Origin of the sequence: Sphingomonas sp. BE123, assembly GCF_031456015.1 — a bacterium.
Taxonomy (GTDB): Bacteria; Pseudomonadota; Alphaproteobacteria; order Sphingomonadales; family Sphingomonadaceae; genus Sphingomonas.
Map to the genome: position 1 here is coordinate 850849 of NZ_JAVDTW010000001.1, position 24626 is coordinate 875474.

Genomic DNA, 24626 nt, shown 5'->3' on the forward strand with positions numbered 1-24626 from the left:
CCCCCGACCCCGCCTCTTCGCATCCCGACGCCCGCGCGCCCGACCTCGACCGGGCGGGCCTCGCACGGGTGCGATGGCCCGCCGATCATGTCAGCCTGACAACCCGCATTTTTTGTCAGTTTCGTCCGGACACTGCCGCGCCGCCGTCAGTCGTCGCCGCTCAGCACCCGGGCATAGGCCGCCGGATCGGCATTGCCGCCGCTCAGCACGACCAGCAGGTCGGGCCGCGCCTCGACCTTGCCCGCCAGCAGCGCTGCCAGCGCGACCGAACCGCCCGGTTCGATCACCAGCCGCAATTTGCGCGCCGCCCAGCGCTGTGCCGCCCGCACCTCGGCCTCGCTCACCCGCACGCCCGTAGCCCCGCGCCGCGACAGCACGTCAAAGGTCAGCGGGGAGACACGCAGCGTCTGCAGCGAATCGCACGCCGTTGGCGGCGGATTGTCGCCGACCGGCTCGATCCAGCCCGCCTCCAGGCTGCGGCACATATCGTCCCAGCCTGCGGGCTCGACCACCGTGACCTCCGCATCGGGCAGCGCCAGTGCGACCCCGGCGGCAAGGCCCCCGCCGCCGCACGGCACCACGACATGCGCCGGATCGGGCAGCTTCATCTCGGCCGCTTGGGTCAGCACCTCGATCCCCAGGCTGCCCTGCCCCTCGATCACCCACGGGTCGTCGAACGGCGGCACCAGCGTGGCACCGCGGGCATGGGCAAGGTGCGCGGCGATCTTGTCGCGATTCTCGGTCATGCGGTCATAGCTGACCACCTCGGCCCCCAGCGCCAGGGTCGCCTCGCGCTTCAATGCCGGCGCGTCGCTCGGCATCACGATGACGGCCGGCACCCCGAGTCGCTTGGCCGCCCAGGCAACCCCCTGCGCATGATTGCCGGAAGAGAATCCGACCACGCCCCTCGCGCGGACGTCCGGATCGAGCGCAGTCAGCCGGTGCCACGCCCCGCGAATCTTGAACGCGCCGATCGGCTGCAGCGATTCGGCCTTGAACATAACCGGAACACCGCGAATCTCGGCCACGAACAAGGGGGTTGGCGGCAGGATCGCGGCCACCTTTGCTGCCGCATCGCGGACCCCTGCCCGGGTTGGCTGTCGCAAAATTGTCATAACATCCCCTCTCGCCCCGGTTCTTCCCGGTTTTGCACTTTACATCCCGGCCCCTCGACCCTAAGTGGCCCTTCCGCTGCCCCATGGGACTTCCACCGCAAGGCAGTGTTTTTCACCGTACGGCGCAAGCCAATTGGAGGTCCCTTGAGTTGCACAAGCATCATAGCGCGCTGGGGCTAGCGAAAGCCCTTCGTCCCGTCGAGCCGGTAACGCTCGTTCGTCCGCACGCTGCAAAGCGCGCCGCCCGCTTCTTTGTCGAGAAGTTTCCGGGAACGGTGCTCTATGCCGTCAAGGCGAATCCCTCTCCGGAATTGCTCCAGATCCTCTGGGACAGCGGTGTGACGCATTATGACGTCGCGTCGATTGGCGAAGTGCGCATGGCGCGCCGCGCCCTGCCCAAGGCGACCCTGTGCTTCATGCACCCGGTCAAGGCCGAGGAAGCGATCGAGGAAGCCTATTTCGTTCACGGCGTCCGCACCTTCAGCCTCGACACGATGGACGAGCTGGAAAAGATCGTTCGCGCCACCCGTGGTGCGACCGACCTGAACCTGTGCGTCCGCATCCGCGTGTCGTCCGATCATTCGAAGCTGAGCCTCGCGGCGAAGTTCGGGGCGGAGCCGGAGGATGTGAAGGATCTCCTCGTCGCGACCCGTCAGGCCGCCGATGCGCTGGGCATCTGCTTCCATGTCGGTTCGCAGGCGATGACCCCGACTGCCTATGCCGAAGCGATGGAGCGCGTCCGCGCGGCGATCGTCGCCTCGTCGGTCACGGTCGACATCGTCGATGTCGGCGGCGGGTTCCCGTCGACCTATCCGGGTATGGAGCCGCCGCCGCTCGAAACCTATTTCGGCGTGATCCACAACGCGTTCGAGAATCTCCCGATCTCGTACAGCGCCGAACTGTGGTGCGAGCCGGGCCGTGCGCTGTGCGCCGAATACAGCTCGCTGATCGTCCGCGTCGAAAAGCGCCGCGGGGACGAGCTGTACATCAACGACGGTGCCTATGGCGCGCTGTTCGATGCGGCGCATGTCGGTTGGCGCTTCCCGGTCCGCGTGCTGCGCGACGATGCCGATGAAGCGGCGGAGATGACCGAATACAGCTTCTACGGCCCGACCTGTGACGATCTCGATCACATGGCCGGCCCGTTCGAACTGCCTGCGGACATCCAGGCCGGCGACTATATCGAGGTCGGCATGCTCGGCGCCTATGGCTCGGCCATGCGCACCGCGTTCAACGGTTTCGGTTCGGACCTGGTCCACACCGTCACCGACGAACCGATGGCGACGCTCTATTCGGGCATCGCGATCGAACGCCCGACCAATGTCGTCAGCCTCGAGCAGTTCAAGCGCCGCGCGCGCCGCTGATCGCGCATAGCTGGACCTGACAAAAGGGGCCGCCGTCCATCCGGACAGCGGCCCCTTTTTCATGCCTCACGGCCAAAAAAAGGGGGCCGCAGCCCCCTTCCCTCACTTCCCGTCGAGGATCGCTTCGATCGCTGCGGTCACCTCACCAATGTCCGCCATGCCATCGACCCGCTGCACCAGGCCCCGCGCCTCATAAATCGGCAGGATCGGCGCCGTCTTGGCCCGATACTCCGCCATCCGGGTGCGCACCGTCTCTTCATTGTCGTCAGGACGCCGCTTGAACTCGGTCCCGCCGCAGACGTCGCAGACACCGGCCACCGCCGGCTGCTTGAAATGGTCGTGATAGCCAGCGCCGCAATTGGCGCAGGTGAAGCGCCCGGTGATGCGCGCGACCAGCGCGTCCTCGTCGACCACCAGCTCGATCACGTGATCGAGGCTGCGTCCGCGTTCGGCGAGCAGCGTGTCGAGCGACTCGGCCTGCGCGGCGGTGCGGGGATAGCCGTCGAAGATCGCGCCCTTGTCGCCCAGCGCGTCAAGGCTCTCGCCGATGATGCCGCTGACGATTGCGTCGGAGACAAGCTCGCCCGCTTCCATCACCGCCTTGGCCTGCAGCCCGACCGGCGTGCCTGCCTTGACCGCGGCGCGCAGCATGTCGCCCGTCGACAGCTGGACCATGCCACGCTCGGTCTCGAGCCGCGACGCCTGGGTTCCCTTGCCGGCCCCCGGAGGCCCCAACAGGATGATATTCAACTGGCTTCCCCTTCAATGCCGCTGCGCCGTTCAGCGCAGACGGCCACCCTTCAGCTTCGCCTTCTTGATCAGGTCGCCATACTGGTGGGCCAGCAGGTGCGACTGGATCTGCGTCACCGTGTCCATCGTTACGTTGACCACGATCAGCAGGCTAGTCCCACCAAGGTAGAACGGGATCGACAGCGCCGAAACGAGATATTCGGGCACCAGACAGATGAAGGTCAGATAGGCTGCGCCGATCACGGTAATGCGCGTCAGCACATAATCGAAATAGGCCTCGGTGTTCTTGCCCGGACGGATGCCGGGGATGAAGCCGCCATGCTTCTTGAGATTCTCGGCCGTCTCCTCCGGGTTGAACACAACCGCGGTGTAGAAGAACGAGAAGAAGATGATGCCGGCGCCGTAGAGCAGCATGTACACCAGGCTGCCATGCTGCAGATACTGGTTCAGCGTGATGATCAGGTCACCGCCCCAGCTCTCGCCGGCCTGTGCCTGGCCAGCGAACTGGCTGACCGTCAGCGGCATCAGCAGCAGCGAGCTGGCGAAGATCGGAGGGATCACGCCCGCCGTGTTGATCTTGAGCGGCAGGTGGCTGCGCTCGCTCTGCATCCCGCGCTGGGTCTGACGCTTCGGATACTGGATCAGGATGCGGCGCTGCGCGCGCTCCATGAAGCAGATGAAGACGATCAGGCCGACCACGGCGAGGATGATCGCGACCAGCGTCAGCGAGTTCATCGAACCCGAACGGCCGCCCTCGAACAGCTGGACCAGCGTCGTCGGCAGGTGCGCGACGATGCCCGCCATGATGATCAGCGAGATGCCGTTGCCGACACCGCGGCTGGTGATCTGCTCACCCAGCCACATCAGGAACATCGTGCCGCCGATCAGCGAGATGACGGCAGCGATGCGGAACAGCATGCCCGGCTCGACCACCGGCGCCAGACCCTGGGTCGCGCCCAGCGTCTCAAGGCCCACGGCGATGAAATACCCCTGGATCGCGGTCAGCGCGACCGTGCCGTAACGGGTATATTGGTTGAGCTTCTTGCGCCCGCTCTCGCCTTCCTTCTTGATCGCGGCCAGCTGCGGCGACAGCGACGTCGCCAGCTGCACCACGATCGACGCGGTGATGTACGGCATCACGCCCAGCGCGATGACCGACATGCGCTCCAGCGCGCCGCCCGAAAAGGTGTTGAAGAAATCGAGCACGCCGCCCTGCGTGCGGTCGGCCAGCAGGCCGAGCTGCGTCGGGTCGATCCCGGGAAGCGGCACGAAGCTCAGCATCCGGAAGAGGATCAAGGCGCCGAGGGTGAACCACAGGCGCTTCTTGAGTTCGGTGGCCTGGCCGAACTTGGACAGGTTGAGGCCGGATGCGAATTGATCGGCTGCGGATGCCATTGAAAATCTATCCCGGAAACCAAAGCGGCGGAGAAGCGTATGCCGCTACCCCGCCGCCCATATAGGTTACTGACGGTTCAGGGCAATGCAATGCAGCGCCCTGTCCACAGCGTTTGTCAGGCCTTGCCGGCCTTCTTGGCGGCAATGACCTTCTGCACCGAACGATGCTTCGCGGCATGCTTGTCAGCAGCCGGAACGATCGTCGGGATGGTCACGGTGCCACCGGCCTTTTCAACCGCCTCGATCGCGCCCTTCGACGCACCGGCGACGGTGAAGCTCAGCTTCGCCTTCAGTTCGCCCTTGGCGAGCAGGCGGACGCCGTCCTTGCCGCCACGGGCCAGGCCGACGGCCTGCAGCGCCGCGTGGTCGATCTCGGTCGCGGTCAGCTTGCCGGCGTCGATCAGCTTCTGGATCATGCCCAGATTGACCTCGGCATAGTCCTTGGCGTTCGGATTGTTGAAGCCGCGCTTCGGAAGGCGCATGTGGAGCGGCATCTGACCGCCCTCGAACCCGTTGATCGCGACGCCCGAACGTGCCTTCGCACCCTTCTGGCCGCGGCCCGCGGTCTTGCCCTTGCCCGAACCGATGCCGCGTCCGACGCGCATCCGGCCCTTGCGGGCGCCTTCATTGTCGTAAAGATCGTTCAGCTTCATGTCGTGCACTCGCTTTCGCTTTTGTCGCGCTGTGATGGGAAGCGCGTGCCCTTAGAGGCTGGGCGCGCCAATGTCACCTGAAAAATGCGCCACGGGCGCTGCCGCTCGGGCCGGCGCGCGCCGCAGCCATCGCGCCGTGAGCCAGCGACGCACCGGCGTATCAACGAGTCGATCGAACGCATAGCCAATCGCGGTCACGCCGATCACAAAGGCCAGCGCGACGCCGGCCGACGGCGCAAGATCCCGCGCCCCGATGATCTGGAGCCCGGCCAAGGTCACGAGCAGTAACGGCATATGCAGCGCGTAGACGGGATAGGACGCCTTGCCGAGGAACAGTGCCACCTTCGCGGCGCGCGGCCCGGGTTCGAACCGCATCGCCATCCAGGCCAGCACCGGGAACAGCAGCAGCACGACCGCGGTATCAAAGCCGAACCACGCCACCGGCGCCCAGAACAGCAGCACCAGCGCTCCCGCCGCCGCCAGCACGGCCGCCGTCGACCGCACCGGCAGCCGCGACTCAATGCGGGCAAGCGCCACACCGGCGAAGAAACCAAAGCCGGCCCGGCACGCAGCGAGCGCGGCATGCTCGATCGCGAAACCCTGCTCGAAACTGCCCTCGGCCGGGGTGAGCAGCACGACCCCAGCTGCCAGAACCGCCAGCACCGCGATGAGCCTTGCCCCGTGCAGCCACCGCCAGAACGCGGCAAAGGCGATGTTCACGAGCAATTCGAACGCGAGCGACCAGAACGGGCCGTTGAGCGGATAATAGTTGCGCCCATCGACCCAGGGCTGGGGCACCAGAACCATGGTCAGCCCCGCACTCACCGCAATCGCACCGATGCTGTCGAACGGGATTACCCCGTCCCCCCGCCCCGTCATCAGGATCGCAGCGCTCAACAGGGCCGCGATCAGCGTCGCCGCGGCAATCGTCGGCATCAGCCGGATCAGGCGCATCGCGGTGAACCGGCGCAGGTCCAGCGCTCCGTCCGCAAAGCGCGCATCATAGCTGGCCGCCATCACGATGCCGCTCAGGATGAAGAAGAAATCGACGGCAAGATAGCCATGCGCCGGGACCAGCGCGCCGAACAACGTCGCGGCATGCACCCCGATCACGCTGATCGCGGCGAGCCCGCGCAGGTCCTCGATCGCCACGAACTGCCGCTTCACTGCAACCGAATATGCGCCCATCCCGTCCCCCAACGTCGGCACATCCGTACAGCGCATGCAGTCCCGCGCAAGGACGTTTCGGCCCCGTGACCACGCCCCCGTGCATCACACGCAAAACGGGGGCGGTCGCCATGGCGACCGCCCCCGCTTTTTCGTCCCAATCGTCGGGCGGGCGTTCAGCCCTCGACGATCTCGACCATGTGCGGCAGCTTGCGGATCATGCCCCGGACTTCGGGGGTGTCCTCCAGCTCGCTGACCTTGTGCATCTTGTTGAGGCCGAGACCGATCAGCGTCGCGCGCTGATCCTTGGTCCGGCGGATCGGCGAACCGATCTGCTTCACCTTGATCTTCGCCATCTGCGTTACTCCACGATGGCCGCGGCATCAGCCTCGGCGGTCTGCGAACCGCCGCGACCGAGCAGGTCGGCAATCTTCTTGCCGCGACGCTGGGCCACCGCCTTCGGGGAATACTGGTCGCCCAGTGCCTCGAAAGTGGCGCGGATCATGTTGTAGGGGTTCGACGTACCGACCGACTTGGTCACCACGTCGGCAACGCCCAGGCTCTCGAACACGGCGCGCATCGGACCGCCGGCGATGATGCCGGTACCCGGAGGCGCCGAGCGCACCGTCACCTGGCCAGCGCCGAAATGGCCCTTGCCGTCATGGTGAAGCGTCCGGCCCTCGCGCAGCGGCACGCGGACCATCTTCTTCTTGGCCGAAGCGGTCGCCTTGCTGATGGCTTCCGGCACTTCGCGCGCCTTGCCATGACCAAAGCCGACCCGGCCCTTGCCGTCGCCGACCACGACCAGCGCAGCAAAACCGAAGCGCTTGCCGCCCTTCACCGTCTTGCTGACGCGGTTGATGTGGACCAGCTTTTCGATCAGCTCTTCGCCCTGCTCGTCGCGCGGGGTGCGGTCGTCACGACGGCCGCGACCACGCTCGCCACCGCGGCCACCGCGATCGCCGCCACCACGGCCACCACGGCCACGACGGTTCTCGTTGCCAGCCTCGGCTGCTGCGCCCTCGACGGGCGCCTGGTTCTGTTCGTCAGCCATCTTAGAACTCCAATCCGCCTTCACGCGCGGCATCCGCCAGCGCCTTGACGCGTCCGTGGAACAGGAACCCGCCACGGTCGAACACGACCTGCGTCACGCCCGCATTCTTGGCGGCTTCCGCGATGCGCAGACCGACTGCCTTGGCCGCGTCGATGTTCGCGCCGGTCGTGCCGCGCACGTTCTTGTCGAGCGTCGAAGCCGCGGCGAGCGTCTTGCCCTGCGCGTCGTCGATGACCTGCACATAGATGTGCTTGCCCGAACGATGCACCGACAGACGCGGACGGCCACCCGAGCGCGCACGCAGTGCGGTCCGGTTGCGGCGGCGGCGCTTCTCGAAGAGAGAGAGACCCTTGCTCATTACTTCTTCTTCCCTTCCTTGCGGAAGATGAACTCGCCGTCGTACTTGATGCCCTTGCCCTTATAGGGCTCGGGCTTACGCCAGCGACGGATTTCAGCGGCAAACTGGCCGACGGCCTGCTTGTCGTTGCCCGAGATCTCGACGGTCGTCTGGTCGGGGGTCTTCACCTCCACACCTTCCGGGACGTCCAGGTCGACATCGTGCGAATAGCCGAGCTGCAGCTTGAGCTTGCGGCCCTGCGCGTTGGCACGATAGCCGACGCCCGTGATCAGCAGCTTCTTCGTGAAGCCCTCGCTGACGCCGGTCACCAGGTTCTGGACCAGCGTACGCTGCATGCCCCAGAACGCCTTGGCGCGCTTGGTGTCGTTGGCGGGCTTCACCGTGATCGTGCCTTCGCCCACCTCGTACGAGATGTCTTCGGCGGTCGGCATCGTCAGGGTGCCCTTGGGGCCCTTGACGCTGATCTTGCCGGCCTCGACGCTGGCGGTGACGCCAGCGGGGACGGTGATCGGCTTCTTACCGGTGCGGCTCATCAGAACACCTCCGCCAGCACTTCGCCGCCGACATTCTGCTCACGCGCTTCGGCGTCGGACAGAACGCCGCGAGGCGTCGAGACGATCGTGATGCCAAGGCCGTTGCGTACCTTGGGCAGCTCCTTGCTGCCCGAATAGACACGGCGGCCAGGCTTCGAGACGCGGGCGATCGACTTGATCGCCGGCTGGCCCTCGAAATACTTCAGCTCGATGCGGATGCCGGCCGCGGGGCCCATCTGCTCTTCGCTGTAGCCACGGATATAGCCCTCGCGCTGAAGCACGTCGAGCACACGCGCACGCAGCTTGCTCGCCGGCGTCAGGACGGAGTCCTTGCGGGCGCGCTGGCCGTTGCGGATACGGGTGAGCATATCACCCAGGGGATCGGTCACTGCCATCTTCGTGATCCTTACCAGCTCGACTTCGTGACACCGGGGATCAGGCCCTTGTTGGCCAGATCACGCAGCATGACACGTGCGAGACGGAACTTGCGGTAGTAACCGCGCGGACGACCGGTCAGCTCGCACCGGTTGCGGATGCGGGTCGGGTTCCCGTTGCGCGGGATCTCGGCCATCTTGAGACGCGCGATCAGGCGCTCGGTCTCATCGAGCGACTTGTCGTTCGCCATTGCCTTCAGCTTCGCGTAGCGGCCGGCGTACTTCTTCACCAGCTGCTTGCGACGCTCGTTCTTGAGCACGGAACTCAGTTTCGCCATGACTTAAGTTCTCTTTCCTTGCCTTTACGCAGCCTGCTTCTCTTCGCCGGTCATGCCGACGAAGGGGAAGCCGAAGAGACGGAGAAGCTCACGAGCCTCCTCGTCGGTCTTCGCGGTGGTGGTCACGATGATGTCCATGCCGCGCACCTTTTCGATGCGGTCATAGTTGATCTCCGGGAACACGATCTGCTCCTTGAGGCCCATGGCATAGTTGCCGCGGCCGTCGAACGACTTCGGGCTGACGCCACGGAAGTCGCGGATACGGGGCATTGCGATCGTGATCAGGCGATCGAGGAACTCGTACATGCGCTCACGACGCAGCGTGACCTTGCAACCGATCGCCATGCCCTCACGCAGCTTGAACTGCGCGATCGACTTCTTGGCCTTGGTCACGACAGGCTTCTGGCCCGCGATCAGCTCCATTTCTGCAGCTGCCGCTTCGACCTTCTTCTTGTCCTGGGTCGCTTCGCCGACGCCCATGTTGAGCACGATCTTCTCGATCTTCGGCACTTCCATCGCATTGGTGTAGCCGAACTTCTCGGTCATCGCCTTGACGATTTCCGCGTCGTACTTCGACTTCATGCGGGGGATGTACTTGTCAGCCATTAGATGACCTCCCCGGTCTTGACGGCGACGCGAACCTTCTTGCCGTCGCGCTCTTCAAAGCGGACGCGGGTCGCCTTGCCGTCCTTGGTCACATGCGCGACCTTGGAGACATGCAGCGGCGCCTCGGACCGCTCCAGGCCACCCTGCGGGTTGCCCTGGGTCGGCTTGCGGTGGCGCACCGCGACATTGACGCCGGCGACGACGACCTTGTCGTCCTTCGGCATCGCCTTGACGACCTCGCCGGTCTTGCCCTTGTCCTTGCCGGACAGGACGATGACCTGGTCGCCCTTCTTGATCTTGGCAGCAGCCATCACAGCACCTCGGGGGCGAGCGAAATGATCTTCATGAAGCCCTTCGAGCGGAGCTCGCGGACCACCGGGCCAAAGATACGGGTGCCGATCGGCTCCTCGTTCTTGTTGACCAGGACGGCAGCATTGCCGTCGAAGCGAATGACCGAGCCATCGGCGCGGCGAACGTCCTTGGCGGTGCGGACGATGACGGCGCGATGCACGTCACCCTTCTTCACCTTGCCGCGGGGCTGTGCTTCCTTGATGCTGACGACGATGACGTCGCCCACGCCGGCGAAGCGACGCTTCGACCCGCCCAGCACCTTGATGCACTGCACCCGCTTCGCGCCGCTGTTGTCGGCGACGTCGAGATTGGACTGCATCTGGATCATCGATCCGGTTCCTTCTCGTTCGGCCTACCGGGACTGTGCCCGGGGGTTCCAGTTGAACTCTTGAGACCCGTGCGGGTCTTAAGCGATGTCGGCCCGCTCGGGGGTCGCGTGGGTATTCACCCGCTCGATCACCTTCCAGGTCTTCAGCTTGCTGATCGGTGCGGTCTCTTCGATCCGCACGGTCTCGCCAGCTTTGTACTCGTTCGCCTCGTCATGGGCGTGATACTTCTTCGAGCGCCGGATGATCTTGCCGTAGAGCGGGTGCTTGACCTTGCGCTCCACGTTCACGACCACCGTCTTGTCGCCCTTGTCGGACACGATCTGCCCGGTCAGCACGCGCTTCGGCATGGTTCAGTGTCCTCTTACTTCGCAGCCGAGCGCGAGCGCTCGTTCTGCAGCGTCTTGATGCGGGCGATGTCCTTGCGGACTTCCTTCACGCGGCTCGACTTCTCGAGCTGGCTCGTCGCCGCCTGGAAACGCAGGTTGAACGCCTCGCGCTTCAGGTTGCCCAGCTCCTCGGTGAGCTGATCGTCGCTCTTCGCGCGCAGATCACTTGCCTTGGTCATTTTACTCAACCCTCCAGGTGCGACGTGTCGCCGAGGCGGGCCACGACCTTGGTCTTGATGGGCAGCTTCATCGCCGCACGCTCGAACGCTTCTGCAGCGAGCGGGCCGGGAACGCCGTCCAGCTCGAACAGGATGCGGCCCGGGGCAACGCGCGCTGCCCAATATTCGGGCGCGCCCTTGCCCGAGCCCATGCGGACTTCAGCGGGCTTCGACGACACGGGCAGGTCGGGGAACACGCGGATCCACAAGCGCCCCTGGCGCTTGATGTGACGCGTGATCGCGCGGCGCGCCGCTTCGATCTGACGTGCGGTGATCCGCTCCGGCTCGAGCGCCTTCAGGCCGTACGACCCGAAATTCAGCGTCGCGCCGCCCTTGGTCTCACCCTTGATCCGGCCCTTGAAGGCCTTGCGGAACTTGGTGCGCTTCGGTTGCAACATTGTCTCTAACCCTTAGCGACGGTCATCGCGCGCCGGGCGCACGCCCGACGTCTGCGATTCCATGTTCAGGCGATCGGTCGCCATCGGATCATGGCCCAGGATCTCGCCCTTGAAGATCCAGACCTTGACGCCGCACACGCCATAGGCGGTGTGCGCTTCGGCGGTCGCATGGTCGACGTTCGCGCGCAGCGTGTGCAGCGGAACGCGGCCTTCGCGATACCATTCCGAACGCGCGATTTCCGCGCCGCCCAGACGGCCGCCACAGTTGATCCGGATGCCTTCCGCGCCCAGACGCATCGCCGACTGAACGGCGCGCTTCATGGCGCGGCGGAACGCGATGCGGCGCTCCAGCTGATCGGCAATGCCCTGCGCGACAAGCTTGGCATCGACTTCGGGCTTGCGGATCTCGACGATGTTCAGCGACACGTCCGAGCTGGTCATCGCAGCCAGCTTCTTGCGAAGCTTCTCGATGTCCGTGCCCTTCTTGCCGATGATCACGCCGGGACGCGCGGCAAAGATGCTGACGCGGCACAGCTTGGCCGGACGCTCGATCACCACCTTGGAGATCGCCGCCTGCGGCAGCGTCTTCATGATGAACTGGCGGATCTTCAGATCCTCCAGGAGCAGGCGGCCATAATCGGCGCCTTCGGCGAACCAGCGGCTGTCCCAGGTGCGGTTGATCTGCAGGCGCAGACCGATCGGGTTGCTCTTGTGACCCATGACTTACGCCTCTTCCTGCACTTCACGCACCACGATCCGAAGGCGCGAGAACGGCTTCAGGATGCGGGTCGACTTGCCGCGACCGCGGGTGTGGAACCGCTTCATCGTGATCGACTTGCCGACCGATGCCTCGGCGACGACGAGTGCGTCGACGTCGAGATTGTGGTTGTTCTCGGCATTGGCGATGGCCGAAGCCAGCACCTTGCGCGCATCAACCGCCATCGCCTTCGTGCTGAAGGAGAGGATGTTGAGGGCGTCGCCCGCCTTCTTGCCGCGGATCAGGCCAGCAACCAGGTTCAGCTTCTGCGCCGAACCACGGATCTGCGTGCCGACCGACAGCGCCTCATTGCCGCCTACGCGACGGGGAGCCTTGGGCTTCGACATGTTAGCGCTTACCCTTCTTGTCGGCCGCGTGGCCCGGGAAATACCGGGTCGGCGCGAACTCGCCGAGCTTCATGCCAACCATTTCCTCGCTCACCGACACCGGCACGAACTTGCGGCCGTTGTAGACGTTGAAGGTCAGGCCGACGAACTGCGGCAGGATGGTCGAACGACGCGACCAGGTCTTGATCGGACCGCCACGGCCCGAATTCTCCTGCGCGGCTTCCGCCTTCTTCAGGAGGTGGAGGTCCACGAACGGACCCTTCCAAACGGAGCGAGCCATGGTTTAGCCCTTCTTCTTCGCGTGGCGGCTGCGGATGATGAACTTATCCGTCGCCTTGTTGTGACGGGTGCGCGCACCCTTGGTCGGCTTGCCCCACGGGGTGACCGGATGACGGCCGCCCGAGGTCCGGCCTTCACCACCGCCGTGCGGGTGGTCGACCGGGTTCTTGGCGACACCGCGGGTCAGCGGGCGGATGCCCTTCCAGCGGTTGCGGCCAGCCTTGGCGAGGTTGGTGTTGCCGTTGTCGGGGTTCGACACGGCGCCAACGGTGCCCATGCAGTCCGAGCGGATGTAGCGCTGCTCGCCCGAGTTCAGGCGAACGATGACCATGCCGCGGTCACGGCCGACGACCTGCACATAGGTGCCGGCCGAACGTGCGATCTGACCGCCCTTGCCCGGCTTCATCTCCACATTGTGGACGATGGTGCCGACCGGCATCTGGCCCAGCTCCATGGCATTGCCCGGCTTCACGTCGGTCTTCTTGCCGGCGATCACCTTGTCGCCAACGCCAAGGCGCTGGGGAGCGATGATATAGGCATAGTCCGGCGTTTCGGCGGTGCCATAGTTGATCAGCGCGATGAAGGCGGTGCGGTTGGGATCATATTCGATCCGCTCCACGGTGCCTTCGACGTCCCACTTGCGACGCTTGAAGTCGATGATGCGGTAACGCTGCTTGTGACCGCCCGCGATGCCGCGCGACGTCACATGGCCCTTGTTGTTGCGGCCACCGGTCTTGCGCTTGCCCTCGGTCAGCGACTTGACGGGACCGCCCTTGTGCAGACCCGAACGGTCCACCAGGATCAGGCCGCGCCGCGCCGGCGAGGTCGGGTTGTAATTCTTGAGCGCCATGGTCAGTTGACCCCCTGCGTCACGTCGATCGAGTCACCGTCCTTGAGGGTGACGATCGCCTTCTTGATGTCGCTGCGCGTGTAGGGCTTGCCCTTCCAGCGCTTCGTCTTGCCCTTCTGGACGATGGTGTTCACCGCAGTGACACCGACGCCGAAGATCGCCTCGACCGCCGCCTTGATCTGCGGCTTGGTCGCATCGTTCGCGACCTTGAAGACGACTGCGTTGGCTTCCGAAACCAGCGTCGACTTCTCGGTGATGTGCGGCGCGACGATCACGTCATAGTGACGGACGTCGATCTGCTCCTTCTTAGCCATTGAAGCGCGCCTCCAGCTTTTCGACGGCAGCGCGGGTCAGGACCAGCGTGTCGTGCTTCAGGATGTCATAGACGTTGGCGCCTGCCGCCGGCAGGACGTTGACGTCCGCCAGGTTGCGCGCCGCGAGGAAGCCGTTGCCGGCCTCGGCGTCGATCACCAGCGTCTTCTTGCCGACGTTCAGACCAGCGAACTGATCCTTCAGCGCCGCAGTCTTGGTCGCTTCGAAGCCGTCGAGGACGATCAGCGAACCCGCCTTGGCGTGGCTCGACAGCGCCATCTTCAGACCCAGCGCGCGAACCTTCTTGTTCAGCGAGATGTTGAAGTCACGCAGACGTGCACCGTGAGCCTTACCACCGCCGATGAAGATCGGAGCGGCGCGGTCGCCGTGACGGGCGGTACCGCCACCCTTCTGGCGACCGAACTTCTTGCCGGTGCGCGAGACTTCCGAACGCTCACGCGTCGGACGGGCGGTGCCGCGGCGGTTCCACAGCTGCCAGGTGACGACGCGGTGCAGGATGTCAGCGCGCGGCTCGACGCCGAAGACTTCGTCCTTCAGCTCGATGTCGCCCGATGCCTGCGCGTCGAGGGTTTGAACCTTGACCTTCACGTTCAGCCCTCCTGGCCTTCGGTCGCCTCAGGCGCCTCGACCGTGTCGGCCGGGGTGTCCGCTGCGGCGGTGTTGTTGCTGTTGGCAGCGCTCTTGATGCCCGCGGGGAACGGCGCGTCGGCGTGACGCGCGACCTTCACCGAGTCCTTGACGAACAGCCAGCCACCCTTCGAGCCAGGGACCGAACCCTTGACGAAGATCAGGCCGCGCTCGACGTCGGTGCCGACGATCTCGAGATTCTGCTGCGTACGGTTCTTGTCGCCCATGTGGCCGGCCATCTTCTTGTTCTTGAAGACGCGGCCCGGGTCCTGACGGTTACCGGTCGAACCCAGCGCACGGTGGCTGATCGACACGCCGTGCGTTGCACGCATACCGCCGAAGCCCCAGCGCTTCATGCCGCCCGCAAAGCCCTTGCCCTGCGTACGACCCTGGATGTCGACGAACTGGCCCGCGACATAATGGTCGGCCGAAATCTCGGCGCCCACGTCAAGCAGACCGTCCTCGTCCACGCGGAACTCCGCGAGGATTGCCTTGGGCTCCACTTCGGCCTTGCCGAACTGGCCGCGCTGCGGCTTGGCGACGTTCTTCGCCTTGGCGCTGCCAGCGCCCAGCTGCACGGCGGTGTAGCCGTCCTTGTCCATTTCGCGACGGGCGACGACCTGAACGCCTTCGAGGCTCAGAACGGTAACCGGCACGTGGCGGCCATCGTCCTTGAACAGGCGGGTCATCCCCAGTTTCTTCGCGATCACGCCAGTGCGCATGATCAACTGCTCCTCAATACAGAGGCACCCCGCGGACAATTCCGAAGGGTGCGTGCCTCAGCCCGAATATGCGATGCGAGCCCCCGTCCGGGCTGAATTCCGACCCGAAGGCAGGAAAGACGGGGGACGCAGACCCGAACCGAAGTCCGGCGGTATCCCTATGTCGTTTAGAGCTTTCGCTCCGGGGCGGTTCATCGGATCGGGATCGATCCGGCCAGCCCTGCGCGACTCCAGTGGAATCGCGAATCTCGTTGGGAGAGCGCGGCCATTACGCCAGCTCGATCTCCCTGTCCACCCCTTCACGCCGCTTTCGCGGTAAAGGATGTGGAAACGACCCCGGCAACCGCGCGGGGCCGTGTCAAGCGGATCAGGCCAGCTTGATCTCGACGTCCACGCCAGCGGCCAGGTCGAGCTTCATCAGCGCGTCGACGGTCTGGGCGGTGGGCTGAACGATGTCGAGCAGGCGCTTGTAGGTACGCGTCTCGAACTGCTCGCGCGACTTCTTGTCGATGTGCGGGCCACGGTTGACCGTGAACTTGTCGATGTGGGTCGGGAGCGGGATCGGGCCACGGATCATGGCGCCGGTGCGGCGCGCGGTGTCGGCGATATCGCTTGCGGCCTGATCGAGCACGCGGTGGTCGAACGCCTTCAGGCGGATGCGGATATTGTTGTCCATGTCCCTACCAATGCGAAAGAGCGGGGCGCGTGAAACACGCCTCTTGCTGGTTCATACGCTAAAACGAAGGCGCGCAACTACAGGGGAAGCGGGAGGTTGGCAAGGGGGTGGACCCGGATTTTTCGCCGTCTGTCGCTATTCAACAATGGTCATATCCGGATGGCGACCTACGAACGAGATAATGGCGGCGATGGTAGCTGGGTCATCGCAGAAATCTCGGCCCAGACACCCCATCGTCTCGATGACACCAGTCTCCAGAATCCCAAGCCAGTCCTCGCCTTCCAGCCCCTCTAGGTCATCAAATACCCAACGAAACAGTTCGCGACGATCCATCCGCGGAATCGCAGCCACACCATCCAAATGCTCCGCCCATGGCGTCGATGTGATGATTGCCTGGATGACCGCCCGAGTCCGCGCCTCGACATGTTCACGCCTGGCTTTGATCGTCCCCATCAGCACCTCGTCTAAGCAATCATACGCCGCTCAACCGACAAAAAGCCCGGCCTCCCCTGGGGGAAGCCGGGCTCTTCATTCTCAGCCCTTGCGGGCGTCGATTACTTGTCGATGCCGCTGACGACGCCTGCACCGACGGTGCGGCCGCCTTCGCGGATCGTGAAGCGCTGGCCGACGTCCATCGCGATCGGCGCGATCAGCTTCACGCCCAGCGCGACTTCGTCGCCCGGCATGACCATCTCGGTGCCCTCGGGCAGCTCGATCGTGCCGGTGACGTCGGTGGTGCGGAAGTAGAACTGCGGACGATAGTTCGCGAAGAACGGCGTGTGACGGCCACCCTCGTCCTTCGACAGGACGTACACCGACGACTGGAAGTCGGTGTGCGGGGTGATCGAACCCGGCTTGGCCAGAACCTGGCCGCGCTCGACTTCGTCACGTGCAACGCCACGGATCAGCGCGCCGATGTTGTCGCCAGCCTGGCCCTGGTCGAGCAGCTTGCGGAACATTTCGACGCCGGTCACGGTGGTCTTGCGGACGGTCGGCTGGATGCCGACGATCTCGACTTCTTCGCCAACCTTGACGATGCCGGTCTCGACGCGGCCGGTCACCACGGTGCCGCGGCCCGAGATCGAGAACACGTCTTCGATCGGCATCATGAACGGCTTGTCGAGCGGACGCTCCGGCTCCGGGATCGACTCGTCGACAGCGGCCATGAGCGCGAGGATCGCGTCCTTGCCCAGCGCGTCGTTCGAACCCGACAGCGCGCAGGTCGCCGAACCGCGGATGATCGGAATATTGTCGCCGTCGAACTCGCGCTTGCTGAGCTCTTCACGGATTTCCATTTCGACCAGCTCGAGGATTTCCTCGTCGTCAACCAGGTCGACCTTGTTCAGGAAGACGACCATGGTCGGAACGCCGACCTGCTTGGCGAGCAGGATGTGCTCCTTGGTCTGCGGCATCGGGCCGTCGGTGGCCGACACGACCAGGATCGCGCCATCCATCTGCGCGGCGCCGGTGATCATGTTCTTCACATAGTCGGCGTGGCCGGGGCAGTCGACGTGCGCATAGTGGCGGTTCTGCGTCTCATACTCGACGTGGGCGGTCGAGATGGTGATGCCGCGCTCACGCTCTTCCGGCGCCTTGTCGATGTTCTCGAAGTCGACCTTTTCCGACAGGCCGGCATCCGCCAGAACCTTCGTGATCGCCGCGGTCAGCGAGGTCTTGCCATGGTCGACGTGACCGATGGTGCCGATGTTGAGGTGCGGCTTGTTCCGCTCGAATTTTGCCTTCGCCATTGTTTCCTACCTTCTGAGTCTATCTTCCCGGACCGCCATGGGACTCACGAGAACGCGGCCCCATAGCGATCAATTTCACCTAGCGCCAGCCTTATGCCAGCTTCGCCTTCACTTCGTCGGCCACGTTCGGCGGCACTTCGTCATAGTGCGAGAACTGCATGCTGTACTGCGCGCGTCCCTGGGTGAACGAGCGGAGCTGGTTCACGTAACCGAACATGTTGGCCAGCGGGACCATCGCATCGACGGTCTGCGCGTTGCCGCGGCTGTCGGTGCCCTGGATCTGGCCACGACGGCTGTTGATGTCGCCGATGACGTCGCCGAGATAGTCCTCGGGGGTCACGACCTCAACCTTCATGATCGGCTCGAGCAGCTTGATGCCGGCCTTCTGCGCCGCTTCGCGCATTGCTGCACGGGCGGTGATTTCGAACGCCAGCGCCGACGAGTCGACGTCATGGTACGCACCGTCATACAGCAGCACTTCGAAGTCGATGATCGGGAAGCCGACCAGCGAACCGGTCATCGCCGTCTCGCGGAAGCCCTTTTCGATCGCGGGGATATATTCCTTCGGAATGTTACCGCCCTTGATCTCGTCCTTGAAGACGAAGCCCGAACCGCGCTCACCCGGGGTCAGCTTGACCTTGACGCGGCCGAACTGGCCGGTGCCGCCCGACTGCTTCTTGTGGGTGTAGTCGATGTCGACCGGCTTCGCGAGATATTCGCGATACGCCACCTGCGGCGCGCCGACATTCGCCTCGACCTTGAACTCGCGCTTCATGCGGTCGACCAGGATCTCGAGATGGAGCTCGCCCATGCCCTTGATGATGGTCTGGCCCGACTCATGGTCGGTCGAAACGCGGAACGAGGGATCCTCGGCGGCCAGACGGTTGAGCGCGAGGCCCATCTTTTCCTGGTCGGCCTTGGTCTTCGGCTCCACCGACAGCTCGATCACCGGCTCGGGGAATTCCATCCGCTCGAGGATGATCGGGTTGGCCGCGTCGCACAGCGTGTCGCCGGTCGTCGTTTCCTTCAGGCCCGCGATCGCGACGATGTCGCCCGCACGCGCCTCGTCGATGTCCTCACGCGAGTTCGCGTGCATGAGGAGCATACGGCCGATCTTTTCCTTCTTGTCCTTCACGGAGTTCAGGTACGAACCCTTGCTCAGCGTGCCCGAATAGATGCGGGTGAAGGTCAGCGAGCCGACGAACGGGTCGTTCATGATCTTGAACGCCAGGCCCGAGAACGGCGCATTGTCGTCCGCCGGACGCGAATCCGGGGTTTCGCCATCGAGCTTCACGCCCTGAACGTCCGGGATGTCGAGCGGCGACGGCAGATAGTCGACCACCGCGTCGAGCAGCGGCTGAACGCCCTTGTTCTTGAACGCCGAGCCGCACAGGATCGGCACGAACGCCATTTCGAGCGTGCCCTTGCGGATCAGCTTCTTGAGCGTCGCGACGTCCGGCTCGTTGCCTTCCAGATAGGCTTCCATCGCCGCGTCGTCCTGCTCGACCGCCATTTCGATCAGGTCGCTGCGATACTTCGCGGCCTTTTCCTTCAGGTCATCGGGGATGTCCTGATATTCGAACTTGGCGCCCAGCGACTCTTCGAGCCACACGATCGCGCGGTTGTTGACCAGGTCGACGAGGCCCTTGAAGCCGCCTTCCATGCCGATCGGCAGGTACAGCACGGCCGGACGCGCGCCGAGGCGATCGACGATCGTGTCCACGCAGAAATAGAAATCGGCGCCGGTGCGGTCGAGCTTGTTGACGAAGCACATCCGCGGAACCTTGTACTTGTCCGCCTGGCGCCACACGGTTTCCGACTGCGGCTCAACGCCGGCAACGCCGTCGAAGCACGCAACCGCGCCGTCGAGCACGCGCAGCGAACGCTCGACTTCGATGGTGAAGTCGACGTGGCCCGGGGTGTCGATGATGTTGATCAGATGCTCGGGGCCCTGACCGTCCTCGGCCTTCCACTTGCAGGTGGTCGCCGCCGACGTGATCGTGATCCCGCGCTCCTGCTCCTGCTCCATCCAGTCCATCGTCGCGGTGCCTTCATGCACTTCGCCGATCTTGTAGGACTTGCCGGTGTAATAAAGGATGCGCTCAGTCGTCGTCGTCTTGCCGGCGTCGATGTGCGCCATGATGCCGATATTGCGATAACGCTCGAGCGGATGGCTGCGGGCCATGATCGTGGTTCCTTAAGGGTATGGGGAGCCGCCAGAAGCGACTCCCCGGGATATAGGCAAGATTGTTACCGGTAAAAGACCGGCAACGCCGTCATTACCAGCGGTAGTGGCTGAACGCGCGGTTCGCTTCCGCCATGCGGTGCGTATCCTCGCGCTTCTTCACCGCGTTGCCACGGTTGTTCGCGGCATCCATCAGCTCGCCCGACAGGCGCGCCGACATGGTGTTTTCGCTGCGGTTGCGCGCCGAAGCGATCAGCCAGCGGATCGCCAGCGCCTGGGCGCGCTCGGGGCGCACCTCGACCGGTACCTGATAGGTCGCACCGCCGACGCGGCGGCTGCGGACTTCGATGCCCGGCTTGATGTTGTTCAGCGCTTCATGGAAGACCCCGATCGGGTCCTTCTTCGCGCGCTGCTCGACCACCTGAAGCGCCGAATAGACGATGCCTTCGGCGACGGCCTTCTTGCCGTCCAGCATCACGCTGTTCATGAACTTCGACAGAACCTGATCCCCATAGACGGGATCGGGCAGGATTTCCCGCTTTTCGGGACGACGACGACGTGCCATCTTGAATTTCCTTCTAAAACTTCAGCCGGTTCCGGAACACGTCCGGGGCTTACTCTGGCTTACTTCGGACGCTTCGCGCCGTACTTCGAGCGGCTCTGCTTGCGATCCTTGACACCCTGGGTGTCGAGCACGCCGCGCAGCACGTGATAGCGGACGCCGGGAAGGTCGCGAACGCGGCCGCCACGGATCAGCACCACCGAGTGCTCCTGCAGGTTATGCCCCTCGCCGGGGATGTACGAGATGACCTCGCGGCTGTTGGTCAGACGGACCTTGGCCACCTTGCGAAGTGCCGAGTTCGGCTTCTTCGGGGTCGTGGTATAGACACGGGTGCAAACGCCGCGCTTCTGCGGGTTCTGCTCCATTGCAGGGACCTTCGACTTGGTCTTCTGCAAAACGCGGCCCTTGCGGACCAGCTGGTTGATCGTCGGCATGAAGCCCTTCACCTTCCAATGGTTACTTTGCTGGAGCCGTGTGACCGGAAAATACGAAAGGACCCTGGCGGCCTAGCGCGGCCTCCGGGCCCTGGCGTCTCCAACAACGTTCAGCTCAATAAAGCTCGCGGGACGGAATCCCTGCGAGCGCGCGGCCTATATACCTGCACCCCCGGTCGGTCAACGGGGTGTTTGGATCGCCGCGCCGGGGTTTTCGGGGATACGCCACAGATAGACTGTCGAACCGCCGACGCGGCGCTTCGCCTCGGGCTTCCAGTCGCCCATGTCAAAGGCGTGGCTGACCACGCGCGTTCCCGGCTTGAGCTGGGCGAACAGCTGCGGGCGCAGGCGGAGGTTCACTTCGGGCAGCAGATACATGGTCACGACATCGGCGGAGCTCAGGTCGGTCTTGAACAGGTCCACCGCTTCGAATCGCACCTTGTCAGCGACTCCGGCCTTGCGCGCCGCCGCGCGCGCCTTGCGGATCAGCACCGGGTCGAGGTCGACGCCCAGCCCCCGCGCGCCGCGCTCCTTTGCGGCGGCAATCAGGATGCGCCCGTCGCCCGTGCCCAGGTCGATCACGGTATCCCCCGGCTTCACCTCCCCCATCTCCAGCATCAGCGCGACGACGTCGCGGCGCGTGCTCTTGTACGGGACGTCGAGCTTCGGCCCGCCAAAGATCGTCGTGGCGGAACAGCTCACCATGGTCGGCAACATGCAGCGCCCGCCCAGTGCGATCAGCCCAAGCGCGACCACGGCGAGGGTCAGCGCGAGCAGGCGAAGACGGGCGGCGGAGGACAGCGAGCGCAGCATCGGTGCGCGGTTTGTGCAACGACGCCAGCGTCTTGTCCACTGCACGCACGGACGTGGCTTAACCCGATCTTCAGCGCATGCCCCTATCGGCGATGCGATGTCGTCCGCCGCCCTCCGTCCGGGATTTCCGGCCCCCTCGCCCGTGCTCGTCGCGCTGGTCGCCGCGGTGCAGGCCTGGGTGCTGTGGCCGCTCTTCACCCCCGACATGACCGCCTATCTGATCCCGTGGCTGGAGAGGATCCGCGAAGCCGGCGTGGCCGACGCCTTTGCGCGCCCCTTCTCCAACTATATGCCAAGCTATCTCTACCTGCTCGCGCTGGTGAGCCCGCTTGCCGGCTGGCTGGATGCGATGAGCGTCATCAAGCTGCTTTCCGTCGCCGGGACGGTCGCGCTCGCGCTCGCGATGCACCGCTTGCTCGGCGCGCTCGGCGTTGCCCAGCGCGCGCACTGGGCAGCACTGGTCGTCGCCCTCCCCTCGGTCGCGTTCAACGCGCTGCTGATGGGGCAGTGCGACGCGCTTTATGCCGCTGCCTGTCTGATGGCGGTCGCGATGGCGGTCGAGCGGCGGCACCTCGCCATGTTCGTCTGGTGCGGCGTAGCCGTCGCGTTCAAGGCACAGGCGCTGCTCGTCGCACCCTTTTTTCTCGCCGTCGCGATTCAGCGGCGCATCCCGCTGGTCCAGTGGCTGGCGGCGCCCGGCGCGCTGCTCGTCCTGCTGACCCCGGCGCTGCTGGCGGGCTGGCCGCCGGGCGATCTTGCGACCATCTATTGGCGCCAGGCCGGGACGTTCAGCAACGATATCGCCCGCAACGCCCCCAATCTCTGGTCGCTCGTCGCCATGATCGCCCCGGACCTTGCGCCGCGCCTGTTCGCGCTGGCGCTGGTGACAGCGCTGGGCGCGACGGCCTGGTTCGTCGCGCAGATGCAGACCGTCCGCTTCGACCGTGCCGGCCTTGTCGGCATGGCGGGACTTGCCGTGCTGCTCAGCGCCGGACTGCTGCCGCGCATGCACGAACGCTATTTCCTGCTCGCAGACCTGCTGATCCTCGCGCTGGCCATCGCGCGCGGCACGCGCAGCGGCTTTGCCCTCGCCGCGCTGGTCCAGCTCGGGTCCTTCGCCGCGATCACCGGCTATCTCGGCCTTGGCGCCCCGATGGTCGCGCTTGGCGCGCTGTGCATGATCGTCGCGACCTGGATCGCGGCGCAGCCGCTGGTCGCTCCGGCCGCCAACGACAATCCCCCATCGGGACGCCGTTACCCGCGCGCGCTGCTGCAGCCGGCAGACCGTTATGGTAGGGAAACGCGACTCGGTTTTCGGGGATTTGGGGAGTAACCATGTTCAGCAGCAATCGTTCGCGTGATGACCGTCCTGCCATGCCGCCCGCGCCGCCGGCCTCCGGCAATGGGTCGAAGCGCGGCATGTTTTCCGTGATCGGTCCCGATGTCGTGATCACCGGCAATGTCCGCGCAACTGCCGAACTGCATATCGAGGGGCGGGTCGAGGGCGATGTCGATTGCGGCACGCTGGCGCAGGGCGCCGACAGCCAGATTTTCGGCAGCGTCACCGCCGACAGCGCCCGCCTTGCCGGCGCGATCGAGGGCACGGTCCGCGCCAAGCAGCTGACCGTCGAGCGCTCGGCGCGCATCACCGGCGATGTCGAATATGAGAATATCACGATCGAGAATGGCGGCCATATCGACGGCCGGCTCAAGCATATGAGCGCGATCACCGCCGCCCCGCGCACCGAAGCGGTTCAGCAGGTGACCATCGCATCGGTGGTCGGATCGAACTGACCGGTCCGTTCTGGCCGGACTTGATCCGGGCACGACATGACGGGCGCGCCTCGCGCGGGGCGCGCCCTTTTTCGTGCCTGCGGCACCGGCCACCGCGGCACTAGCTCCGAAATGGCGCTCGTTCGCCAGCACCGGGTTGCAGACTGCGCTAACCTGCACCGGTCGCCCTGTGGTGGCGACCTGTTCGCGCGTACCCATCCAGCGCAACCGGGCAGCCCATGCGATGGCGGAATGCGCCGGATCGCGCGCCAGTCGAGGAGAATGCAGCGATGACGATCTATGCAATCCAGAACCAGTGGGGCGGCGACAGCGCGCCCTGGCACGATGGCGGTCTGCTCAACATCGGCAACCGCGCTGACCAGAATCCGGTCGCGCTGGCGATCCAGTCGGGAGATGGCGGGCGCAGTTTCACCGGCACCATGACCTATGACGGCGAAGGCCCGATCGGGGTGCGTGCGACGCTGATCACCGAAAATTGCTACCAGGTCCAGAACCAGTGGGGCGGCAACACTGCGCCGTGGCACGACGCCGGCCAGTTCCTGCTCGGCGCGCGCAACGGCCAGAACGCCGTCGCGTTCGACCTGCGCTCGACCGATGGCGGCGCGACCCTTACCGGATCGATGACCTATGCCGGCGAAGGGCCGATCGGGGTCAAGGGCGCGGTCTCGCCCGGCACCAGCTTCGACGCGACCAACCAATGGGGTGGGGACAGCGCGCCCTGGCATCCCGGCGGTCTGTGGATTCTCGGGTGCCGCCCCGACCAGGCGATTGCCGCGCTCGATCTGGTCAGCGCCGACAATGGCCGGACCCTGACCGGGACGATGACCTATTCGGGCGAAGGACCGATCGGCGTTCGCGGGACGCTGACCATGGCCAATACCTACAGCGTGCTCAACCAGTGGGGCGGCGACAGCGCGCCGTGGCACCCGGGCGGAACTTGGGTCATCGGCTGTCGCGGGACCCAGGGGGTCGTCGCGGTCAAGGCAAGCGGGACCGGCGCGGCGATGCAGGGCAGCATGACCTATGCCGGCGAGGGGCCGATCGGCCTCGACCTCACGCCCGCGACCGCCCCGGCCGACGCGCGCACCCCCGCCCCGGCCTGACTGACGA

The 24626-nt window shown here is 65.1% G+C and carries 35 protein-coding genes; 4 read left to right on the plus strand and 31 right to left on the minus strand.

Features of this window, described 5'->3' with window-relative positions:
• Positions 1-146: 146 nt before the first annotated feature.
• Entirely contained in the window at positions 147-1115 is a 969-nt protein-coding gene (locus J2Y54_RS04260; protein ID WP_310037198.1) for a threonine/serine dehydratase, read from the minus strand.
• A 149-nt stretch (positions 1116-1264) separates the two neighbouring features.
• Between J2Y54_RS04260 and J2Y54_RS04265 the strand changes: the two genes are divergently transcribed.
• A complete protein-coding gene (locus J2Y54_RS04265; RefSeq protein ID WP_310037201.1) occupies positions 1265-2479 on the plus strand; it encodes a type III PLP-dependent enzyme in 1215 nt (404 codons plus the stop codon).
• Between the two features lie 102 nt (positions 2480-2581).
• Here the strand turns inward: J2Y54_RS04265 and J2Y54_RS04270 are convergent, their stop codons facing one another.
• The 30 genes from J2Y54_RS04270 to J2Y54_RS04415 form a co-directional block, all read right to left on the minus strand.
• Positions 2582-3229 carry an adenylate kinase gene (locus J2Y54_RS04270; RefSeq protein ID WP_310037204.1) on the minus strand — a complete coding sequence of 216 codons (648 nt, stop codon included), beginning with the start codon at positions 3227-3229 and terminating at the stop codon, positions 2582-2584.
• 30 nt (positions 3230-3259) lie between these two features.
• On the minus strand, positions 3260-4624 hold the full coding sequence (gene secY, locus J2Y54_RS04275) for a preprotein translocase subunit SecY (RefSeq protein WP_310037208.1): 1365 nt from the start codon (positions 4622-4624) through the stop codon (positions 3260-3262).
• A 116-nt stretch (positions 4625-4740) separates the two neighbouring features.
• A complete protein-coding gene (gene rplO / locus J2Y54_RS04280) occupies positions 4741-5277 on the minus strand; it encodes a 50S ribosomal protein L15 (RefSeq protein WP_310037209.1) in 537 nt (178 codons plus the stop codon).
• Between the two features lie 51 nt (positions 5278-5328).
• The gene (locus J2Y54_RS04285) at positions 5329-6501 is read right to left on the minus strand and encodes an acyltransferase (RefSeq protein ID WP_310037210.1); all 1173 of its coding nucleotides are present in this window, start codon (positions 6499-6501) and stop codon (positions 5329-5331) included.
• Between the two features lie 119 nt (positions 6502-6620).
• Entirely contained in the window at positions 6621-6800 is a 180-nt protein-coding gene (gene rpmD / locus J2Y54_RS04290; protein WP_310037213.1) for a 50S ribosomal protein L30, read from the minus strand.
• Between the two features lie 5 nt (positions 6801-6805).
• On the minus strand, positions 6806-7498 hold the full coding sequence (gene rpsE, locus J2Y54_RS04295) for a 30S ribosomal protein S5 (protein ID WP_310037214.1): 693 nt from the start codon (positions 7496-7498) through the stop codon (positions 6806-6808).
• Position 7499: 1 nt separating this feature from the next.
• The gene (gene rplR, locus J2Y54_RS04300) at positions 7500-7856 is read right to left on the minus strand and encodes a 50S ribosomal protein L18 (RefSeq protein ID WP_310037216.1); all 357 of its coding nucleotides are present in this window, start codon (positions 7854-7856) and stop codon (positions 7500-7502) included.
• A complete protein-coding gene (rplF, locus tag J2Y54_RS04305; RefSeq protein WP_310037218.1) occupies positions 7856-8389 on the minus strand; it encodes a 50S ribosomal protein L6 in 534 nt (177 codons plus the stop codon). The genes rplR and rplF overlap by 1 nt, the downstream gene beginning before the upstream one ends.
• Positions 8389-8784, minus strand: a complete 396-nt coding sequence (rpsH, locus tag J2Y54_RS04310; protein ID WP_310037219.1) for a 30S ribosomal protein S8 — start codon at positions 8782-8784, stop codon at positions 8389-8391. Before rpsH ends, rplF begins: the two co-directional genes overlap by 1 nt.
• 11 nt (positions 8785-8795) lie before the next feature.
• Positions 8796-9101, minus strand: coding sequence for a 30S ribosomal protein S14 (gene rpsN, locus J2Y54_RS04315; protein ID WP_310037221.1), 306 nt, complete (start codon positions 9099-9101; stop codon positions 8796-8798).
• A 24-nt stretch (positions 9102-9125) separates the two neighbouring features.
• Positions 9126-9707 carry a 50S ribosomal protein L5 gene (rplE, locus tag J2Y54_RS04320; protein WP_310037222.1) on the minus strand — a complete coding sequence of 194 codons (582 nt, stop codon included), beginning with the start codon at positions 9705-9707 and terminating at the stop codon, positions 9126-9128.
• Positions 9707-10018, minus strand: a complete 312-nt coding sequence (gene rplX, locus J2Y54_RS04325; protein WP_310037223.1) for a 50S ribosomal protein L24 — start codon at positions 10016-10018, stop codon at positions 9707-9709. Before rplX ends, rplE begins: the two co-directional genes overlap by 1 nt.
• The gene (gene rplN / locus J2Y54_RS04330) at positions 10018-10386 is read right to left on the minus strand and encodes a 50S ribosomal protein L14 (RefSeq protein ID WP_066574426.1); all 369 of its coding nucleotides are present in this window, start codon (positions 10384-10386) and stop codon (positions 10018-10020) included. The genes rplX and rplN overlap by 1 nt, the downstream gene beginning before the upstream one ends.
• 78 nt (positions 10387-10464) lie before the next feature.
• Complete coding sequence (rpsQ, locus tag J2Y54_RS04335; RefSeq protein ID WP_066574429.1) at positions 10465-10734, minus strand: 30S ribosomal protein S17; 270 nt, start codon at positions 10732-10734, stop codon at positions 10465-10467.
• A 14-nt stretch (positions 10735-10748) separates the two neighbouring features.
• Positions 10749-10952, minus strand: coding sequence for a 50S ribosomal protein L29 (rpmC, locus tag J2Y54_RS04340; protein ID WP_310037226.1), 204 nt, complete (start codon positions 10950-10952; stop codon positions 10749-10751).
• 5 nt (positions 10953-10957) lie between these two features.
• Complete coding sequence (rplP, locus tag J2Y54_RS04345; protein ID WP_310037228.1) at positions 10958-11389, minus strand: 50S ribosomal protein L16; 432 nt, start codon at positions 11387-11389, stop codon at positions 10958-10960.
• Positions 11390-11401: 12 nt separating this feature from the next.
• The gene (gene rpsC / locus J2Y54_RS04350) at positions 11402-12109 is read right to left on the minus strand and encodes a 30S ribosomal protein S3 (RefSeq protein ID WP_310037230.1); all 708 of its coding nucleotides are present in this window, start codon (positions 12107-12109) and stop codon (positions 11402-11404) included.
• Positions 12110-12112: 3 nt separating this feature from the next.
• Positions 12113-12493, minus strand: coding sequence for a 50S ribosomal protein L22 (rplV, locus tag J2Y54_RS04355; RefSeq protein ID WP_310037232.1), 381 nt, complete (start codon positions 12491-12493; stop codon positions 12113-12115).
• A gap of 1 nt (position 12494) precedes the next feature.
• Positions 12495-12773 (minus strand): 30S ribosomal protein S19, encoded by a 279-nt coding sequence (rpsS, locus tag J2Y54_RS04360; RefSeq protein WP_310037233.1) that lies wholly within the window; start codon positions 12771-12773, stop codon positions 12495-12497.
• A 3-nt stretch (positions 12774-12776) separates the two neighbouring features.
• A complete protein-coding gene (gene rplB, locus J2Y54_RS04365; RefSeq protein ID WP_310037235.1) occupies positions 12777-13622 on the minus strand; it encodes a 50S ribosomal protein L2 in 846 nt (281 codons plus the stop codon).
• 2 nt (positions 13623-13624) lie between these two features.
• A complete protein-coding gene (locus tag J2Y54_RS04370) occupies positions 13625-13936 on the minus strand; it encodes a 50S ribosomal protein L23 (RefSeq protein ID WP_066664406.1) in 312 nt (103 codons plus the stop codon).
• Positions 13929-14543, minus strand: coding sequence for a 50S ribosomal protein L4 (gene rplD, locus J2Y54_RS04375; protein WP_310037236.1), 615 nt, complete (start codon positions 14541-14543; stop codon positions 13929-13931). Before rplD ends, J2Y54_RS04370 begins: the two co-directional genes overlap by 8 nt.
• Before the next feature lie 2 nt (positions 14544-14545).
• Entirely contained in the window at positions 14546-15304 is a 759-nt protein-coding gene (rplC, locus tag J2Y54_RS04380) for a 50S ribosomal protein L3 (RefSeq protein ID WP_310037239.1), read from the minus strand.
• Between the two features lie 367 nt (positions 15305-15671).
• Positions 15672-15980 carry a 30S ribosomal protein S10 gene (gene rpsJ / locus J2Y54_RS04385; protein ID WP_066664400.1) on the minus strand — a complete coding sequence of 103 codons (309 nt, stop codon included), beginning with the start codon at positions 15978-15980 and terminating at the stop codon, positions 15672-15674.
• Positions 15981-16115: 135 nt separating this feature from the next.
• On the minus strand, positions 16116-16433 hold the full coding sequence (locus J2Y54_RS04390) for a hypothetical protein (RefSeq protein ID WP_310037241.1): 318 nt from the start codon (positions 16431-16433) through the stop codon (positions 16116-16118).
• A 101-nt stretch (positions 16434-16534) separates the two neighbouring features.
• A complete protein-coding gene (gene tuf / locus J2Y54_RS04395) occupies positions 16535-17728 on the minus strand; it encodes an elongation factor Tu (protein WP_310037242.1) in 1194 nt (397 codons plus the stop codon).
• Positions 17729-17819: 91 nt separating this feature from the next.
• On the minus strand, positions 17820-19913 hold the full coding sequence (fusA, locus tag J2Y54_RS04400; protein WP_310037245.1) for an elongation factor G: 2094 nt from the start codon (positions 19911-19913) through the stop codon (positions 17820-17822).
• Between the two features lie 94 nt (positions 19914-20007).
• Positions 20008-20478, minus strand: coding sequence for a 30S ribosomal protein S7 (gene rpsG / locus J2Y54_RS04405; protein ID WP_310037247.1), 471 nt, complete (start codon positions 20476-20478; stop codon positions 20008-20010).
• A 59-nt stretch (positions 20479-20537) separates the two neighbouring features.
• Positions 20538-20909 (minus strand): 30S ribosomal protein S12, encoded by a 372-nt coding sequence (rpsL, locus tag J2Y54_RS04410; RefSeq protein ID WP_066664461.1) that lies wholly within the window; start codon positions 20907-20909, stop codon positions 20538-20540.
• A 180-nt stretch (positions 20910-21089) separates the two neighbouring features.
• Entirely contained in the window at positions 21090-21722 is a 633-nt protein-coding gene (locus tag J2Y54_RS04415; protein WP_310037250.1) for a methyltransferase domain-containing protein, read from the minus strand.
• 97 nt (positions 21723-21819) lie between these two features.
• On the opposite strand from J2Y54_RS04415, the gene J2Y54_RS04420 reads away from it, so the two are divergent.
• From J2Y54_RS04420 to J2Y54_RS04430, 3 genes are all read left to right on the plus strand, one after another.
• Positions 21820-23055 carry a hypothetical protein gene (locus J2Y54_RS04420; protein WP_310037253.1) on the plus strand — a complete coding sequence of 412 codons (1236 nt, stop codon included), beginning with the start codon at positions 21820-21822 and terminating at the stop codon, positions 23053-23055.
• A gap of 2 nt (positions 23056-23057) precedes the next feature.
• Entirely contained in the window at positions 23058-23516 is a 459-nt protein-coding gene (locus J2Y54_RS04425) for a polymer-forming cytoskeletal protein (protein WP_310037254.1), read from the plus strand.
• A 269-nt stretch (positions 23517-23785) separates the two neighbouring features.
• Complete coding sequence (locus tag J2Y54_RS04430; protein ID WP_310037256.1) at positions 23786-24619, plus strand: lectin ESA-2; 834 nt, start codon at positions 23786-23788, stop codon at positions 24617-24619.
• The last annotated feature ends 7 nt before the right edge of the window (positions 24620-24626 follow it).